Source organism: Lysobacter sp. 05T417 (assembly GCF_056396405.1).
Map to the genome: position 1 here is coordinate 197,014 of NZ_JBFTLK010000001.1, position 17,518 is coordinate 214,531.

General features: G+C 66.4%; 16 protein-coding genes. 9 read left to right on the top strand and 7 right to left on the bottom strand.

What is annotated here, in order from left to right; genetic code table 11:
• The first annotated feature begins 42 nt into the window (after window positions 1-42).
• The 9 genes from lolA (at window position 43) to AC1DER_RS00875 (ending at window position 9,050) form a co-directional block, all read left to right on the top strand.
• Window positions 43-663 (top strand): outer membrane lipoprotein periplasmic chaperone LolA, encoded by a 621-nt coding sequence (gene lolA / locus AC1DER_RS00835; RefSeq protein WP_477357565.1) that lies wholly within the window; start codon window positions 43-45, stop codon window positions 661-663.
• Window positions 664-744: 81 nt separating this feature from the next.
• On the top strand, window positions 745-1,416 hold the full coding sequence (locus AC1DER_RS00840) for a hypothetical protein (RefSeq protein ID WP_477244353.1): 672 nt from the start codon (window positions 745-747) through the stop codon (window positions 1,414-1,416).
• A 166-nt stretch (window positions 1,417-1,582) separates the two neighbouring features.
• Window positions 1,583-2,896 (top strand): replication-associated recombination protein A, encoded by a 1,314-nt coding sequence (locus AC1DER_RS00845; RefSeq protein WP_477244408.1) that lies wholly within the window; start codon window positions 1,583-1,585, stop codon window positions 2,894-2,896.
• A 439-nt stretch (window positions 2,897-3,335) separates the two neighbouring features.
• The gene (locus AC1DER_RS00850; protein WP_441814524.1) at window positions 3,336-4,646 is read left to right on the top strand and encodes a hypothetical protein; all 1,311 of its coding nucleotides are present in this window, start codon (window positions 3,336-3,338) and stop codon (window positions 4,644-4,646) included.
• Window positions 4,647-4,764: 118 nt separating this feature from the next.
• Complete coding sequence (locus AC1DER_RS00855) at window positions 4,765-5,217, top strand: hypothetical protein (RefSeq protein WP_477244357.1); 453 nt, start codon at window positions 4,765-4,767, stop codon at window positions 5,215-5,217.
• A complete protein-coding gene (locus AC1DER_RS00860) occupies window positions 5,214-5,912 on the top strand; it encodes a C39 family peptidase (RefSeq protein ID WP_441814522.1) in 699 nt (232 codons plus the stop codon). The genes AC1DER_RS00855 and AC1DER_RS00860 overlap by 4 nt, the downstream gene beginning before the upstream one ends.
• 26 nt (window positions 5,913-5,938) lie before the next feature.
• Window positions 5,939-6,448: a hypothetical protein gene (locus AC1DER_RS00865; protein WP_477244359.1), complete on the top strand. Its 510-nt coding sequence runs from the start codon at window positions 5,939-5,941 to the stop codon at window positions 6,446-6,448.
• Window positions 6,449-6,537: 89 nt separating this feature from the next.
• Window positions 6,538-8,316 (top strand): transporter family protein, encoded by a 1,779-nt coding sequence (locus AC1DER_RS00870; RefSeq protein ID WP_477244361.1) that lies wholly within the window; start codon window positions 6,538-6,540, stop codon window positions 8,314-8,316.
• 194 nt (window positions 8,317-8,510) lie between these two features.
• Window positions 8,511-9,050, top strand: coding sequence for a DUF4136 domain-containing protein (locus AC1DER_RS00875; protein WP_477244363.1), 540 nt, complete (start codon window positions 8,511-8,513; stop codon window positions 9,048-9,050).
• 84 nt (window positions 9,051-9,134) lie between these two features.
• On the opposite strand, the gene AC1DER_RS00880 is transcribed toward AC1DER_RS00875, so the two are convergent.
• The 7 genes from AC1DER_RS00880 to AC1DER_RS00910 all read right to left on the bottom strand — a co-directional run bounded on the left by AC1DER_RS00880 (window position 9,135) and on the right by AC1DER_RS00910 (window position 17,515).
• The gene (locus AC1DER_RS00880) at window positions 9,135-10,862 is read right to left on the bottom strand and encodes an esterase/lipase family protein (RefSeq protein WP_477244365.1); all 1,728 of its coding nucleotides are present in this window, start codon (window positions 10,860-10,862) and stop codon (window positions 9,135-9,137) included.
• A gap of 142 nt (window positions 10,863-11,004) precedes the next feature.
• A complete protein-coding gene (locus AC1DER_RS00885) occupies window positions 11,005-12,078 on the bottom strand; it encodes a polysaccharide biosynthesis/export family protein (RefSeq protein WP_441814517.1) in 1,074 nt (357 codons plus the stop codon).
• A gap of 184 nt (window positions 12,079-12,262) precedes the next feature.
• Window positions 12,263-13,033, bottom strand: a complete 771-nt coding sequence (locus tag AC1DER_RS00890; protein WP_477244367.1) for a YdcF family protein — start codon at window positions 13,031-13,033, stop codon at window positions 12,263-12,265.
• Between the two features lie 3 nt (window positions 13,034-13,036).
• The gene (locus tag AC1DER_RS00895; protein ID WP_477244369.1) at window positions 13,037-14,098 is read right to left on the bottom strand and encodes an EpsG family protein; all 1,062 of its coding nucleotides are present in this window, start codon (window positions 14,096-14,098) and stop codon (window positions 13,037-13,039) included.
• Window positions 14,095-14,937, bottom strand: a complete 843-nt coding sequence (locus AC1DER_RS00900; RefSeq protein ID WP_477357568.1) for a glycosyltransferase family 2 protein — start codon at window positions 14,935-14,937, stop codon at window positions 14,095-14,097. The genes AC1DER_RS00895 and AC1DER_RS00900 overlap by 4 nt, the downstream gene beginning before the upstream one ends.
• Window positions 14,934-16,172 carry a polysaccharide pyruvyl transferase family protein gene (locus AC1DER_RS00905; protein WP_477244373.1) on the bottom strand — a complete coding sequence of 413 codons (1,239 nt, stop codon included), beginning with the start codon at window positions 16,170-16,172 and terminating at the stop codon, window positions 14,934-14,936. The genes AC1DER_RS00900 and AC1DER_RS00905 overlap by 4 nt, the downstream gene beginning before the upstream one ends.
• A complete protein-coding gene (locus tag AC1DER_RS00910; protein ID WP_477244375.1) occupies window positions 16,169-17,515 on the bottom strand; it encodes a lipopolysaccharide biosynthesis protein in 1,347 nt (448 codons plus the stop codon). The genes AC1DER_RS00905 and AC1DER_RS00910 overlap by 4 nt, the downstream gene beginning before the upstream one ends.
• Window positions 17,516-17,518: the final 3 nt, after the last annotated feature.

A 17,518-nucleotide genomic window follows, 5' to 3' on the forward strand; every position in this document is an offset into this window, starting at 1 on the left:
TTCGCCCATCGCCAATCGCGCCGCAATTCACCCAGGATCCCCATGCGCCTCATCCAACTGACCGGCCTTGTTGCCGCGCTGGCCGTCTCGAGCGCCTTCGCCGGTGCGCGCGACAACCTCAATGCGTTCACCAGGGGCCTCAAGGGCCTGAGCGGGCAGTTCACCCAGGAGGTCTTCGACCCCAGCGGCAAGTCCAAGGAGAAATCCAGTGGCGAGGTCGCGCTGTCGGCACCGCGCCTGTTCCGCTGGGAATACGTCAAACCCTATGCGCAGCTGATTGTCGCCGACGGCAAGAAGGTCTGGGTCCACGATCCGGACCTGGACCAGGTCACCGTGCGGCCGCAGGGTGAGGAAGAACAGAACAATCCGCTGTCGGCGCTGATCGACCCGAGCAAGCTCGACGCGCAGTTCAACGTCAAGGAACTGGGCGCGGTCGACGGCCTGGAATGGCTGTCGCTCACCCCCAAGGGTGACGGCGAGTCGAGCTTCCGCTCGGCGCGGCTGGGCTTCGGCCCCACTGGCCTGGTGAAGATGCAGGTGGTCGATGCACTCGGCCAGCGCACCGAGATCAGCTTCAGTGGCTGGAAGCGCAATCCGGCCTTTGCTGCCGGTACCTTCCGCTTCACGCCGCCCAAGGGCGTGGATGTGATCGGCGGCGGATGAGCGCAAGGCCTGCTTCGGCAGGCCTTTTCGTTTCAGGGTAGGCAGGCGGCCCTTTGCGCGGCCGCTGGAACCGTTGCTCCCATGCGTGACTGCCTTGCCTGGACGCTGGTGCTGTTGCTGTGGCCTGCAACGGCGGCGCTGGCCGGCCCGCCGTCTGCGCCCGCGCACGCCGTCACCACGCGCGCCCTGGACCGTGCGGGCATCGAGAAGGCCGTGGCCGGCGTGGTCGTCGGGGCCCTGGCCGCTCAGTTCGATGGCCGCGACGTCGAAGCACGTTTTGACGCCTTCGATGACCAGCCTGGCGACGACGGCCGGCGCTCGATCAGCGGGGAAGGGCAGATGCGATTCGCCGGTGATCTGGCGTGGATCGGGTTCAAGTTCCGCACCTCATACGACGTGCTGCTCGGGCAGGCCGGTGTTCCCGAGCTGGCGATAGGCGCGGGCGGCGATGCCCGGCCCGTGCCGAACGACACCGCCATCGTGCGGCAGCTGGATGACCGCCTGGTCGACGCCTTGCGGCTGGACCTGGGCCTGTCTTCGATCCGGCTGCAGCTCGATCGTATCGAGTCGGTCGAGACCGGCCAGAATTACCTGCTGATCGACGCCTGGGGCCTGGCCGACTTCGGCCGCGAAGGCAGCAGCAACATCCGCATTGCCGCGTTCTACGACCGCCGCAGCGGCCAGTGGCTGCAACTGCACTACGACGTGGACGCGCCGCCGGCGCCTGCCATGCCGCCGGTGGCCGGGCGCTGAACCGGTCGGCCATGGCATCGGCCAGCGGCGGCATCGGCCGCTGACGCCGGCCTTGGTATTGTGTGCGTGTCCCTGGCAAGGTTGCCCGCACGTGTCCCGTTCCCCCCGAAATTCCGCTTCCGACCTGGCAGCGTCCGACGACCTGCTGCAGGTCGATCGCGACGCGATGCGTCCGCTTGCCGAGCGCATGCGACCGCGCACGCTCGATGAGATGGTCGGGCAGAAGCGCCTGCTTGCACCGCGTTCGGCGCTGCGCCGCGCGATCGAGTCCGGGCGCGTGCATTCGATGATCCTGTGGGGGCCACCGGGCTGCGGCAAGACCACCCTGGCACTGCTGCTGGCCAAGTACGCCGACGCCGAGTTCCGGGCGATATCGGCCGTGTTGTCGGGGCTGCCGGAAGTGCGGCAGGTACTGGCCGAAGCAGCGGTTCGCTTTGGCGAAGGCCATCGCACCGTGCTGTTCGTGGACGAGGTGCACCGTTTCAACAAGGCACAGCAGGATGCTTTCCTGCCGCATATCGAGCGCGGAACGATCCTGTTCATCGGCGCCACCACCGAGAACCCGTCGTTCGAACTGAACTCGGCGTTGTTGTCGCGGTGCCGCGTGCATGTGATGGAAGCGGTATCGGTGGACGACATCCGGCTGGCACTGCAGCAGGCGCTCGCCGACGACACGCGTGGACTGGGCGGCCGCGGCCTGAAGGTCGATGACGAGGCGCTGGAGCAGATCGCGCGCGCCGCCGATGGCGACGTTCGTCGCGGCCTGACGCTGCTTGAGATCGCCGCCGAACTTGCCGAAGGGGAGGGCGGCGAAATCACCGCGACCACGCTGGCGCAGGTGCTGGCCGATCGCACGCGCCGCTTCGACAAGGGCGGCGAACAGTTCTACGACCAGATTTCGGCGTTGCACAAGTCGGTGCGCAGTTCCAACCCGGACGCCGCGCTGTATTGGCTCACGCGCATGCTCGATGGCGGCTGCGATCCGTCCTATCTGGCGCGGCGGCTGACGCGCATGGCGATCGAGGACATCGGACTGGCCGATCCGCGCGCACTGCAGATGGCGCTCGATGCCTGGGACACGTTCGAACGCCTGGGCAGCCCGGAAGGCGAGTTGGCCTTCGCGCAGCTCACGCTCTACCTGGCCAGTACGGCCAAGTCGAATGCAGGCTACGCGGCATTCAATGCGGCCAAGCGCGACGTCAGTGAGTACGGTACCCAGGAGGTGCCGCTGCATCTGCGCAACGCGCCGACGAAACTGATGAAGCAGCTGGGGTACTCGAAGGGATATCAGTACGACCATGATGCGCAAGGTGGCATCGCGCTCGACCAGACCGGCTTCCCCGATGCGATGGGCGAGCGTGTCTATTACGAGCCGGTCGAGCGCGGTCTGGAGCTGAAACTCAAGGAAAAACTCGACCGTCTTCGCAGCGCCCGCGACGCCTCGCGTCGTGAGCGCGGTGTGAGCAAGGGCGACGACTGATACGCAGATTTATCCGTGTGTTGCCTCACCGAAACGCCTGCAATACGGCAAATTCGCGAGGCAACCCATTGAGCGCAATGGCAAATGGCGCTACTGAAAGATGCCTGTAAAGCCTGACGTTTCACTTTTGCAATGACTTGCTGAATTCGCACCTGACGCCGCAGGCGCACCACGGATCAATGGCTTGCGCCATGCCAGTGCCGACCAGCAGCGCGCACCGGATGAAAGCCGGTTTCATATTTGCAACGACATGAGGCCATATCGGCGCCCGTGCAGCGCGCCGACGAGCCAACCCACTTTTGTTCATCTGCAATTGATCGCGCGATCAATGACTTGGCGTGCCTGAACGAAGATTGGCACCGGCTGTGCGTGTAGTTCCATGCGTCGTATACCGGTGCCTCCCCCGGGTGCCAATCGACGTACCGTAAAGGAGAACAAAATGCGCATTCGTAGCAGCTTGATGGCAACGGCAGTGCTCCTCGGCCTTGGTCTAACCAGCCAGGCATGGGCACAACAGACCAATGGCAATGGTAATGACGGCGACGATATCCTCGCCAACATCACCGCCACTGATAACAGTCAGGACAACGACGCAGACAGCAGCACCGCAAACAACGGCAGGTCCAAGGCAGACTCGGGATCGGCCTCAGCGGCAAGCAGCGGTACCGCAACCAACACCTATACCGATTCGAGCACCTTCTCCAAGACCTCCAGCCACATCGTCGCCCTGACCAAGCTGGAAGGCTCGGTCTATGACACCTACAACCATGACATCGGCAACGCCGCCAAGAACTATGGCAGCGCCAATGGTGGCAAGGGCGGAGCCGGTGGTGATGGCTACGGTGGCAGAGGCTACGGTGGCGACGGCTACGGTGGCAACGGCGGCGACGGCGGTAACGGCGGCGACGGTGGCGACGGCGGCAGCGGTGGCAATGCCGACAACGGCAGCGCGAGCTCCGGTGATGCCTCCATCGGTGATGCAACGGCCGGACGTGGCGGCCGCGGCGGCGACACCTGGGATAACACCAGTGGTCGTGGCGGCAATGCCAGCAACGACAGCGGCGACGCTGGCGGCGCAAGCCTGGCAGGTTCCGGTTCCGGCGCGGGCTCCGGCTCGCTGGCCGGTGGCAGTGATGGCGGCAGCGGCGGCAATGCTGGCGGCAACGACGGTGGCAATGGCGGCGGCGCGCGTGGTCGCGGCGACGACACTGGCGGCGCAGGCGGTGCAGGCGGTACTGGCACTGGCGGCGCGGGCGGTGCTGGCGGCGCACCGAGCTCGACCTCGAGCTCGACCTCAACCTCGACGGCTACCTCCGGCGCAGGCACGGGCACCTCGGGTGCAACGGCCGGTGACGGCGGCGCGAGCGGTGCGGTTACGGCATCGGCTGGTGCGGGCGCGGCAGGCGGTGCAGCCACCAATGGCAATGCTGATGCCAGCGCAAGCAATGGCTCGGCAACGGCCGGTGACGGTGCGGTTGGCGCAGCAGGCGCCGAAGGTGGCGCAGGCGGCGGCGGCGGTGCCGGCAACGGTGGCGTCGGCAACGGTGGCGTTGGCAACGGTGCAACCGGCGGTGCCGGCGGTGCTGGTGGCTCAGTCGCCAATGACGCAGGTTCGTTCAACATGTCCAGCAACATGACCAGTGTTGGACAGTCGGCGGCCGGCATCATGACGGTTGCGCAGAACAGCGGTTTCTCCTCGCTCATCCAGCAGGGTGTGACCGTCCAGGCCAATCTGTCCGTAGGCCCATAAGCGCTTGACCCCGACGTACCGGAGACCCATGGCCTCCGGTGCGTCGTGTTGCGCGTAGTGGACTTCCTGCCGGCGTTCGCGTCGGCAGGGAGCTTGGGCATGGCAAAGGAGAATGACCGTGCGACCGACTCGTTCCATTGTTCATGCAAGCGTTGCGGGCGTGATCTGCCTGCTTCCGTTGGGCACGGTGACTGCCCAGGACATCACCCAGATCCAGCAAGTCACCCCGCAAGTCACTCAATACGACCAGAGCATCGATCCTCTGGCATTCGCACCCGCGGCTGATCCTGTCCAGACACCCGTACAGGACCAGGCGATGGGTCAGTCCATCAACCTCGAAACGCTCGCCGACATGCGCGGTGGCGCCGATATCGTCGAGAACGACGTGCTGCTGGATGGCCGCGTAGAGGACAACGCCGCCAACCGTATCGTCACCGGCAACAACGCCCTTGCGGGCGGATCGTTTGCCAATTCCAACGGCATCAACACCGTCATCCAGAACACCGGCGCGAACGTGCTGATCCAGAACGGGATGGTGGTGAACGTGCAGTTCGCGGATCCGTCTCCATGAGCCTGCGCACTATCCGGGGCCGCGCGGTTCTGGCGGCATCGGCCTGTTTGCTGTTGGCCGGCCTGGCCCAGGCCGGCAACGTGGACGTACGCGTCAACGGCGCTCCCTACCGCCTGCACGTGGTCAGCCTGAAAGAGGCGCGGTTCCAGACCACGGTGCCGCAACAGTACGATTTCAGTTGCGGCTCGGCCGCGACTGCCACGCTGCTGACGTATCAGTACGGGATTGCGGTCACCGAGTCGGAAGTCTTCATGCAGATGTACCAGCGCGGGGATCAGGAAAAGATCCGCCAGCGCGGATTCTCCCTGCTCGACATGCGCCGTTACCTGCAGTCGCGCGGATTCGAGGCCGATGGTTTCGAGCAGCCGCTGGACAAGCTGTTCAAGGAAGGCCTGCCGGCGATCGTGCTGCTCAACGATCGCGGTTACAAACACTTCGTCGTGATCAAGGGCATACGCAATGGCCGTGTGCTGCTTGGCGATCCCGCCCGCGGCACGCGGGCGATGCCACGTTCGCGATTCGAGGAACTGTGGGACAACAAGATTCTTTTCGTGGTCCACAACCGGCGCGAACTGGCCGGCTTCAATCTCGCCCGCGATTGGCGCACTGCGCCGCCCGCGCCACTGGATGCCGGCATCGCACGCGACAGCCTTTACAACATCGTCACGCCGCGCAAGCGGCCGGGCGACATCTGAGGGGGTGGGATATGCGCTCGCCTTCAATGCTTTTCAGGACCTGCCTGGTCGCGTTCGCCACGGTCGCCAGTCTGGCCGCGAACACGGCGGCCGCGTCCGGCCCGGCCTTGCCGGGTGATGACCGGCTGGGTGCGGAGTGGGTCGCGGTCGACCCGGCGCTGCTGGAGGACATGCGTGGCGGTTTCCAGACTGCCAACGGCATGTCGTTGTCGTTCGGCATCGAGCGTGCGGTCTTCGTCAATGGCGAAATGATCGCCTCGACCCGGGTGCAGATCCCGGATGTCGGCCGCATGACCAGCGACCAGGCCCAGGAACTGGCGCGCTTCAACCAGGGCCAGGTGATCCAGGTGGGCGGGGGCAATACGTTCGAGCCGTCGACCACCTTCAACGGCCTGCTGATCCAGAACACGCGCAACGACCAGGACATCCGTGCCCTGACCACGGTCAATGTCGGCGTCGACACGCTCAGTGCCTTCCAGGACCTGAACATGAACCAGGCCCTGCAGAACGCCATGGTCGCCGCGACATCGCCGTGACATCCATGGCCTGAGCGTCACGTCCCGATGCCGACGCCCTGAAAGTCGCTCCGACTGCGTTCTATCCGAGGACCCCCACAGGAGGCCGCATGAAAAGGACGCCACTGACGCGAAATCGACTGATGCTCGCCACCTGCCTCTGGCTGGGGGTGGCCGGCATCGCCAATGCCCAGGACTGGTGGCACTCGCACCATTCCCTCGGTGACGACGCGGCGCCCGTAGCGGCCACTGCCGCGGCGCCTGCGACGCCTTCGCCCGCTCCGCGCAGTGCTGCCGAGGCCAGGTCGGACTCGTCGGCGACGGCAGCCCTGGCGGCTTCGGCGGCTGCCGCGGCCAAGCCGGCAGTCGCGGCTGAGCCGGTTGCTGTAGCCAAACCGGTAGCCGTAGCGGTTGCAGCGCCCGCGCCGGTTGCAGTACCTGCAGCCTCAGCAGCCGTGCAGCACGTGGCGCCGCCTGCTTCGGCTCCGGCGCCAGCGGTTGCTGCAGCGTCCACCGCGGCCCTCGTTCCGGCGACACCGGAAGCCATCGCCGCCGCCGAATCACGTCTTGACGCCCTGCAGCGCGAGATCAACGAACAGACGCAACGCCTGGGCATGCTGCGCCAATCGCTTGCCCAGCAGGAACAGAATGTCGCGCAGCTCCAGCGCGCCATCGACGAGGAGCGCCTGGAAGGCGAGCGCGGCGCCGGCGTGACACCCAGCCGGATGGTGCCATCGCTGTCGCAACAGACGTTCGTGCCAGTGGTGGTGCCGGAAGGCTCGCCGCAGGTGGCCCAGGCCCAGCAGCAGCAACCGTCGCAGCAGCCTGCGCCGCAACAACAGCAGGCCCAGCCGCAGCAACAACAGCAGCAGCAACCGGTGGCGCAGGAGTCCGGCCAGAAACCGGTCGGGCAGGCGCCCGAGCAGGCGTCGCGTCCACCTGAAGTGGCGCAGATCTTCGACCAGCCCGGTGTGCTCACGCCGGCCGGCAAGTTTGTGCTCGAGCCGTCGTTGCAACATGGCTACTCCGCCAACGATCGTGTCGCGCTGGTCGGCTTCACCGTCATTCCGGCGATCCTGATCGGCCTGATCGATGTGCGCCAGGTCAAGACCACCTCGGGCGTGGCGACGGTCACTGGCCGCTATGGCTTCGGCGGGCGCTTCGAGCTCGAAGCAAAGGTTCCCTACGTCTATCTCAACGCCGACACCGTCAGCCGCGAAATCTTCACCGGCACCGCGGTCGACAACGTCTTCAATGCCAGCGGCCGCGGCATGGGCGACATCGAGGCGACCGCCCGCTACCAGCTCAACCGCGGTGGTCCCGACAAGGCGTTCTACATTGGCTGGCTTCGCTACAAGAGTCGCACCGGCAAGGACATCTTCGACGTCGTCACCGACTGCGTGACGCGTTGCGTATCCAATGCGACCGGTACCGGCCTGCCGCTGGAACTGCCGACCGGTACCGGCTTCCAGGCCGTCCAGCCCGGCGTGACCTGGCTGTTCCCGTCCGATCCGGTGGTGTTCTTCGGCAGCATCAGCTACCTGTACAACTTCGAGCGCAAGGATGTCTCGCGCACTGTTCTGCTGGGTGGCACCGAGCCGCTGGGCGACGTCAAGGCCGGCGACATCTGGGGCTTCAACCTCGGCATGGGCCTGGCGCTGAACGAGAAGGCCTCGATCAGCCTGGGCTACGACACCAGCCTGGTCGGCAAGACCGAACAGAACGGCAAGGACTCGCCGGGTTCGGTGCGTGTCACGCTGGGAACGATGCTGCTTGGCGGCACCTATCGCTTCAACGACAAGGTCTCGCTCAACGTTGCACTGGGCGTCGGCGTTACCCGCGACACGCCGGATGTGACCTTCACGGCCCGGGTTCCGATCTCGTTCTGAGCCGTCCCGTTCACCGCGCGATTGCAGGCCCTGTCGGCCCGCAGTCGCGTGCAATGGCGGGCTTTCACGTCCGTTTCACGTGCGTGGGGGCTATTTCCCGTTCCACGCAAAGCGCGCAGCCATCGCGGGCCATGTCCGCCCGGGTTCGTCGCTGTAGGTTGGCGAGCAGCCGCTACTTCACACGGGAGAAGACCATGAAACACGTTGCACTGGGCATGCTGCTTGCGGCCGCGCTGGCGGGCTGCGCAACCACGCCGACGGTGACCACCGATCACGATCCGGCCGCGCAGTTCGGCAACTACCACAGCTACGCCTGGCTGAAGAAGCCCGAGGCCAGTTCGCCTTTGATCCAGCAACGGATCGTGTCGGCGGTCGATGCGAAGTTGCAGGCCAAGGGCTGGCGCCAGACCGACGAGGCATCGGCCGACGTGGCGCTGGTGGCCAACGTCGCCACGACGCAGAAGCAGAGCATCGACACGTTCTACAACGGACCGGCATGGGGTGGCTGGGGCTGGGGCGGCATGGGCATGGGCAGCGCCTCCACTACGGTGCGCACCTACGATGTCGGCACCCTGGTGGTCGACATGTTCGATACGAAGACCAAGCAGGCGGTCTGGCGTGGCAGCGCATCGGCTACGGTTCCAAGTTCAGTGGAAAAGGGCAACGCGCTGGTGCAGTCGGGTATCGACAAGATGTTCGCGACGTTCCCGCCCGGAAGCGCTCCGGCCAAGTAGACATCGGCAACATCCAGGGTGGCGCGGGGCCGGCGGGGTGACTCGCCGGCCTTGTGTTCTTTTGGGCCAGACACGTCGCGCGGTTCAGTCTTTCACCACAGACACGCGCAGGATGCGCAGGACCTCGGCAATTCCCGCGTCGGTCTCGTGGGCGTCGTGGCCGACGGGGAGCACGAGCGTGGATTCGGCGCCGGGAATGATGGCGCTCCCGAGCGGCACCACACCGTCAGACGGTGGAACGCGCCCCGGCAACGCGCCTGCGATCGTGTGGTAGGCAATGCCCGGGACCGGCATCAGCACCTGGCCAGCCTCGCGCACCGGCTGCTTCGTCTGCAGCGTGGTGATGCTGTTGAGGCGCGCCTGCTGGAAGTACATCAGCAGTTCCGGCTGCACCGCCTTCGGATTTTCATCGGCAATGCGCTTGAGCGATTGCAGCTCCGGCGTGCGCTTGCCGATGAGCACACGCGCCAGTCGTCCGAACCAGCGCGTCGCGCTGGGGCTGCCGGCGTGCGGTGCGGAGATGAAGACCGCGCGCTTGATGCCGGGGTAGGGGCGGAAGTGGAAGGTGGCGTCCAGGCCGTCAATGTCGGCGCGATCGCCCTTGAGCGAAGATGCCGGCTGCAGGAATGCGGCGTTCCACAACACCTCGCCGCTGTCGATGCAGAGCAGCCTGGCCACGACGCCGCCCATGCTGTGGCCGACCAGCACCATCCCGGTGCGTGCGGGATCGTCGCCTTCCGGATCGACGATGTTCCAGGCTTCGTCGAGGTAACGCTGGACGCGCCTGCGCGTGACCAGCAGCGGCGCGTCGGTCTGGTAGACCACGTGCCACACCTGGAAGCGAGAGCGCAGGTCGGGCGCACCCCAGACCGCATCGGACATCCGCGCAAAGGTCAGCGGGCTGCTGCCCAGTCCGTGGATCATGATCAGCGGGCGTTTGTTGGGATCATAATCCTCGAGCAGGTAGAGGCCGGCGCGTCGCCCGACCTCGTCGCCGCCGAGCAGTCCCCAGATCGCGAGCCGGCCGAGCTTCGACGTGCCGGCGCCCTCGGCGAAACCTGCCGAGGTGTCGTAGGCGAGCGCGAAGCGTTGAGTGCCAACCAGCAGGGTATCGAGCGCCACCGCGTCGGCGATGACGAGCCGCGGCCTCCTGCGTCCGTCTGAACCGGCCGGCTCGCCGGGTTCGATCCAGGCCGTCGCGTTGCGGAACACACCCTCCGGTGGCAACAGCTTGCACAACGGCCGGTCGCTGCAGCGCGGCGACAACACGGCCAACGGGACGCCGAAACCGGGGCGGTGCATGCGCGTGCCGCCGTAGAGCGTCATCGGCACCAGGCTGGCACGCGTCAGTCGCAGCGGGCCTTCGAGGTAGGGCGACAGTTGCCGGAACTCGACGTCGAACGCGCCGCCGCCGATGTTCTGCGTCCCCGACTTCCAGCCGTCGTTGTGTTGCGAAAGGATGCGGGCGAGCAGGGCATCGGTGCATTGCGTGGCCACGGTCGCCGCGTCGGCCGCGGTCTCCTTCGTGGCCATGGCCGGCCAGGCGGCGACTGCGCACCGGCTCCATTCCTCCACGTTGTCGTGGGCCTCGTCCTCCATGGCGGCGCGGTGAGACCACATGCGCGCCATCTCGAGGGATTGGCGGGCGTCGCTGCGGTCGTTGGCCGTGCACGCGGACGCGTACCTGCAGTCGCCAGCGCCGGACGTGGCATCGTGATCGGCAACGCTGCGGCAGGCGACCAGGCTCAATGCCAGGCTCAAGCCCAGAAGCCACGAAACTCGCCATGCGGCGCCGGCGGTGGCAGGGCTCATGTCTGGTTCCGGTTCCGGTTCCGGTTCCGGTGCGGGGAAGGGGTCAACCAACCCGCAAAGTCATACCGCAACCGGGCAGCGAACGCACGCGTGCGATGCCAGCCCGTCACCATGATCCGGTGACGGGCGGCAACCGCAGCCGTCAGTTGCCGATATCGTTTCCGGCCGCGGCGGCGTTGGCGATGATGCCCGACAGCGGCAGCAGCTGTGACAGGAAGCGGTTCCAGCGCGTCACGCCAGCCGGACCCACCCAGACCACATCACCGGGGCGAAGCGAAAAACGGTCGCCCAGCGCGAACGCGGCCGGCGACTGGGCGTCGAGGTGGTAGACCGTTGCCGGCGTCTGCGACATTTCCTCGATACCGCGAATCACATACACCGCTTCACCCTTCGACGTCACCGGGTTCAGGCCGCCGGTGCGGCCCAGCGCCTGGGTCAGCGACATGTCGGTGGTCTTGAAGGTCAGCGCCTGCGGACGCAGCACCTCGCCGACCACATACACCTGCTTGCGATCGTTGAACGGCAGGAACAGGCGATCGCCCGGCTTGAGGAAGATGTCGGGCGCGGTTTTTCCGTCGCGGTTGAGCGCATCGAGATCGAGCGGGTAGTCGCGGCCGTCGCGGGTGAGGATGAAGCCGGCGAGATCGGCCTGCTCGACGTTGACGCGGGCACGGCCGACCGCCTGCGACAAGGTCAGCGGCACCGTGGTGACTTCCTGCGGCGCGGTGTCCTCGAATGCACCCTGCACCGCGACGCGACTGCCGTAGCCGACCACGTTGATATCGAGCTGCGGATTGCGAAGGTACTGGGCAAGGCGGCTGGTGAGCGTGCTGCGCAGGTCCTCCATGGTCATGCCGGTGACGTTGATCTTGCCCGCATAGGGATAGAAGAACGTGCCATCGGGTTGCACGAGGCGGCCATTGGTCACAGCCTGCTGCTGGTTGCCTGCGGGGCTGGTCAACTCGGGGTGGTCCCAGACCGTGACCAGGATGGTGTCGCCCGGGTGGATCTTGTAGGACTCTGTGCGATAGCCAAGCAGTTCCTGCGGGATCTGCGCCTGTGTGCGCGGCTGGCTGACCGTGTCGGCGGTGATGGCCACCATGCGCACATCACTGCCCCCGGCCACCTGCATGTCGCCGGACGATTGCCGGCTCATCTGCTGGCCCGGTACGCAGCCACTGGTGGCGACAACGGCGGTGGCGATGGAAGCGGCCAACGTGACTTTGTGGATGATTTTCAAGGACTGGCCCTCACGTCATTGGCAAGCATCGGTCGATGGCTTGATCCTAGTGTCGCGATGGCGCATGTCGCGTGATTGTTGCGACGCACGGTGCGAGAACATTCAGTGACTTCAACCGCAGCCGAACGAAGTCACGCAGAAAGTGTGAATTCAAGCGTGTTCAGTTCTGTATGCGAATCATCAACAAGCCGCCGAACTCCTTGATCGCGCGACCACTGCGCCACAGCGCGCTCCGCGACGGGAACCAGCGGTCTTTCCAGCTGACGCGCCGCGCGCGCTCTGGAACAGGCACGGCGACAACGTCGATGCCTTCACCCTGGAACTGCTCTATCGCGCGCGGCATGTGGATCGCGGATGTGACCAGCAGGATCCGGTGCGCCTGGCGTGTGCGCGCAATCGCGGCGGTGTATCGCGCGTTGTCGCGCGTGTTGCGGCTGCGCTCTTCGAGCAGCAATGCCGATGGCGGCACGCCGAGCCGCTCGATGGCGGTCGCCATCATCCGTGCCTCGCTGTCGTCGCTGCCCTCGCCGGCGTTCTCGCCACCACCGGACAGGATCACGACAGGCGCGCGTCCGGCCAGCCATGCGCGGGCGCCTGCCGCGAGGCGACTGTTCTGCAGGTCCTCGGGGCGGACGTCAGGACGGTCGAGCCATCCATAGCGAACGCCGCCGCCCAGCACCACGATCGCGTCGGCGTACGGCAGCGCTGCTTCCTCGACCAGCGGGTACTGTTGTTCCAGGCGTCCGCGCAGCCAGTCCGACGCGGTGGGCACCGACAACAATGCCGACCATGCGACCGCTGCAGCGAATACGGCCGCGGCCGAGCGCCGGTAGCGAAGGAGCAGCAGGCCCACCGCGAGCACGAGCAGGCACAGGCTCAAGGCCGGCGGGTAGGTCAGGCCAACGATGAGCTTCTGCAAGGCTTGCGACATGGGTCAGATCACGATCTCGTTGTTGACGTAGTAGTAGAACACCGCGCACGACAGGATCAGGCCGAACCGCAGCAGCAACGGGTGACGCAACGCGGGCAGGCGGCTGTGGCAGATCACGGCGGCCACGATCAACGATGCCGACAGCCAGGCCGGCAGCAGGTAGCGGTTGGAGAAGAAGCCCCAGCCCACTGCGAAGAACGGCAGCATCATTACCAGGTAAATCGCCGTGCTGTTGCGGATCTTCTCGCGGAACTCGGGCTTGACCAGTGGCGACAGCGCAAATGGCAGGGCATACCAGAAGATCGAGAACACCGCGAAATCGATGCGGACGCCGGAACGGGAATGGCTGTTTTCGGTGTAGGTCATGACCAGTTCGTAGAGGGCAGGCACGCCGGCCCTGACGATCGCCATCGACAGGCCGCTGACATAGAGGACGAATGCGACCAGCGCGACCAGCCGCTGCGTCCTCGCACCGAGCAGGAGCACCGGCGCGAACAGCAGGTAAAGGAACGACGACATGTGCAGGCTGCTGGCAAGCAGTCCGAACAGGACAAAGGCGCCCCAGCGACGCTGCTGGAACGACAGCAGCGCGGTGAAGACCAGCAAGGCTGCGAGGCCCTGGCGGACGGTGTTGATGGAGGCGTTGACGAACATCGGCGAGATGAAGAGCAGGGTCAGCGCCACGACCAGGAACGTCAGGTAGCCGCGCTCACCTCCGAGCGAGCGGAAGTACTGGTGCGTTGAGACGACGACGGTGCCGAGCAGCAGCGCGAACAGCGCGGTCTGGTAGCCGATCACGCCCATGCCCAGCTTCCACAGCGCCAGGCTGAGATAGACGAATCCAGGCTCCAGGCGCGTCTCCATCGACTCGCGGCCCAGCGCCTCGAAGAAGCCGGCATAGGTCATGGTGTCGGTGCCGATATCCGCAGCCCGGGTACCGACCAGCCAGCAGGCGAAGACGGCCACTGCAGCCAGCAGCAGCATGCTCAGCACGTTCGCGCCCACGGTTTCGGCTGCGCGCCGTGGTCGCAGGTGCAGGTGGCCCATGCCGCCGACAGCACTCATGACGTGGCGCCGTCCGCTCGCCATCGACGCATGGCTGCAATCAGGCGCTGCCGCGCCTTGCGCGCGAGCCCGAACGTGCGCGCGAACAAGTGCTCCGGCAGCGTGACCAGTCCCTGCCTCAGCAGCTCAAGGCGGACTTCGCGACCGGCCTTATGCATGGCCGCCAGATCCTGACTCAGTCCGCCGGCGCCGTAGTTGGCTTTGTGCCAGTACGCCAGGGTCTGATCGAGCTTGGCGCAGCGGAATCCGGAGAACCCGATCTGGCCCCACAGCAGGAAGTCCTCGACGCGGCGGAAGCGCTCGTTGAAGCGGAACGGCAGGTCGCGGCGAAGCACGACCGACGCGGTCGGGAACGGATTGCTCAACAGCAGGCGCCGGCGCGGAATGATCGTGGTCTGCGCCGATACCGGTGACGGTGGGGCGGGCAGTCGGCGGTCGCGCACCTGCATGCGGTGTGCGAGCAGGGCAATCTCCGGATCATCGCGCAGCGCCTTCATCTGCAACTCGATCTTGGTGGGGCACCAGGTGTCGTCCGCATCCAGGAACGCCAGGTATTCCTGGCGGGCGCGATGCCAGCCGGCATTTCGCGCGCGCGACGGACCGCCGTTGTCGGGCAGGGCGACGATCTCGATCCAGCCGCGTGGATAGCTGGCGGAGACGAAGTGGAGCATCTCGAGCGTGCCGTCATTGCTGAAGTCGTCGACCAGCAGCACCTGCGCCGGCGCCATGGTCTGCTCGGCTACCGAAGCTACCGCTTCTGCGATGGTGTCGCGGCAGCGATAGCACGGAATGATCACGCAAACCGGGGCGACCGAAGGCGAGGAGACTTCGCGGTTCATGGCATCGTTCCGGCGTGCGATGGAGGGTGGCGCGCCGGTTGTGCCGGGCGTTGGTTCGGCCGTGGTCGATCGGGCCGGGGAATCGTTGACCATGGTGCGCATTGGAATACGTCCTTGGCCTGTTGCGCGTATACGGACGGTGAAACGCGTGGTCGCGCATCGGGATCGTTCAGCATCGTGGTGATCGCGGTGACGAGGTCCTCGCTGCCGTGCGCTGTCCCGGTCACCCGCAAAGCCTGCGGAAGGCCGATGTCATCGGCGAAATCGGCACATTTGGGGTGGTAGTCGACGATCGTGAATGGCACGGCGCACAGATAGGCGACGATCGCACCGTGAAGACGTGCGCTGATGAACGCATCGCATCGGCAGATGTCGCGCACCGTCGCCAGCGGGTCCTGGCCGCGATAGAGATTGAGCTGGGCATTGATGCCGCGGGCGCGCAGCCGCGACTGCATGGCCTCGGCCAGCGCCTGGTCGCCATGTTGCGGGTGTCCGTTGAGACTGAACACTTCGACCTGCAGCGGGCAACGCAGGGCGATCCGCGCCAGCGCCTCCGTCGTGGCGTCCTGCCAGGCGCTCATCGTCGGTGCGGGATGATCGTCGCGCGGTGTGTAGCGGCAAGGGGCGATGCCAATATGCAGTGGGCCTCCGCGTCCGGCGCGCATGCTCGCGCGTGCAGGTCCGACCGGCATCAGCAAGGACAACAGCCCGGCGAGGTCGCGTCCGTGGTGGGTGACCCGCTCCAGTCCCAGGCGCAGCGCCAGATCGTAGGAGCGTTGATCACGCACGGACAGGTACGAGAATTGTCGCGCGTAGTCGGCGACCACGGCTTCATCGGAATCGTTTGCGAACGGACCCATCGAAACGCCCACCGCGGCCAGCTGCAGGCCGCGCCGGCGATGTGCCCGCAGCATCAGCGGCTTGCGGAACGACTCGCGCGCGGTAATGACCGATCCGCCGCCCATCACCAGCACATCGTTGCCCTGCAGGCCGCGAACGAAGCTGAGCAGGCGGCTCACCTTTCCGGCGGCGCCGGCGCTGCCATAGAGGTCCAGCGGCAACTGTCGCGGCCAGGTGCTGGCGCCATCGAGGTCGGTGAGCGCCGGGCCAACCAGGGTCGGCTCGGCGTTCCAGTACAGGCGCGATGCCGCCGTGCACAGCAGCCCGAACAGATCGTCGCCGAAGTTGCGCATGCCGTAGTAGCCGGTGAACCCGACCCGAAGCTGGTCTGTCATGGCGGTGTTGTCTCCGGATCGGGTGCGGCGGTGGCGGTCGCGGTGGCGGAAGGCGTGGCAGGCTGTCTGACGATCCGGCGAACGCCCAGGACCATCAGCAGCAGGAGCGTCGCCTCGGCGACCACCGTTGCCCATGCCGCACCGATGCTGCCAAAGCGCGGAATCAGCAGGCAGGTCATGGCGATCGCGACCACGGTGGCCGCAAGCATTGCCAGCACGCGATAGCGCATGTGGCTTTCGGTCAGCAGCGCCGACCCGACCGAGGTCGAGAGGAAGCGGATAGGCGCGCAGATCGCGAGAATGCCCAGCAGCGCCACCACGTCGCCATACGCCGTGCCGAACGCCAGTGGCACGAGCCACGGCGACAGCAGCCACAACGCAAGTCCCGTGGCCACGCCGATGCCGAGCATCGCCACGTTGCCAAGGCGGTAGACCTGCCAGAAGCGTGGCTTGTCGTGCACGGCCCAGCGATGCAGGCGCGACAGCAGGAACTTCTGGTAGACGGTGGCCGGAAACAGATACAGCGCCGTCATCACCGCCAGGGCCACGCCGTAGTGTCCGGCCTCGGCGTTGCCGCCCAGGTACTTGAGCAGGACGGTGCTGACCTGGAAGAACACCGGATAGAGCGCTGCGGCGACGCCATAGGCCCACGCCTGCGACCACAGCTGCCACGCACCGGGCGGGTCGGCCATCACCTGCTGCGCCGGGCGCGGCCCATGTCCGATCAGCTGCATGCCACCACGCTTCATCGCACGCAGCTGTGGCAGCGCCATCGCCGCGATCAGCAACGAGATCAGGCCGTAGCCGAGCGCGACCTGGCGCGCGTCGATGCTGGCAATTCCCACCGCCAGCAGCGCCACCGCCAGCCGTCCCGATGGCATCAGCAACTGCCAGCCGGCGAGGGCGCGGTGCCGTTCCTCCAGGCGCAGCTTGCTGCCCACCAGGTCAACGGCGAAGACACCGACAATGACCGGCGTCAGCAGCATCAGTGTCGCTCGTGTGTCGTTGTCGACGGGGCCGCCCCACCAGGCCCATGCCACGACTGAGGCAATCGCCAGCACGGTGGTGACCAGGCAGAAGCGGAAGGCCGGGCGCAACCAGCGATCCGCACCCCAACCCTCGCTCCCGTACGCCTTCAGCCGGAATTGCGACAGCCCGAACCCGGCCAGTGGCGCGAGCATGGTGACCGTTGCCAGAGATGAGGCGAACAGGCCGTACTGCGCCGGCCCGAGTCGCCGCGCAAGCACGACCTGGGCGAGGAACACCATCGCCGCGCCGGCCGCGGTCGCCAGCCAGAGCAGGGAGATGGCCATCGCGGCCGGGCGCCAGCGTTGCGCGACCATCGG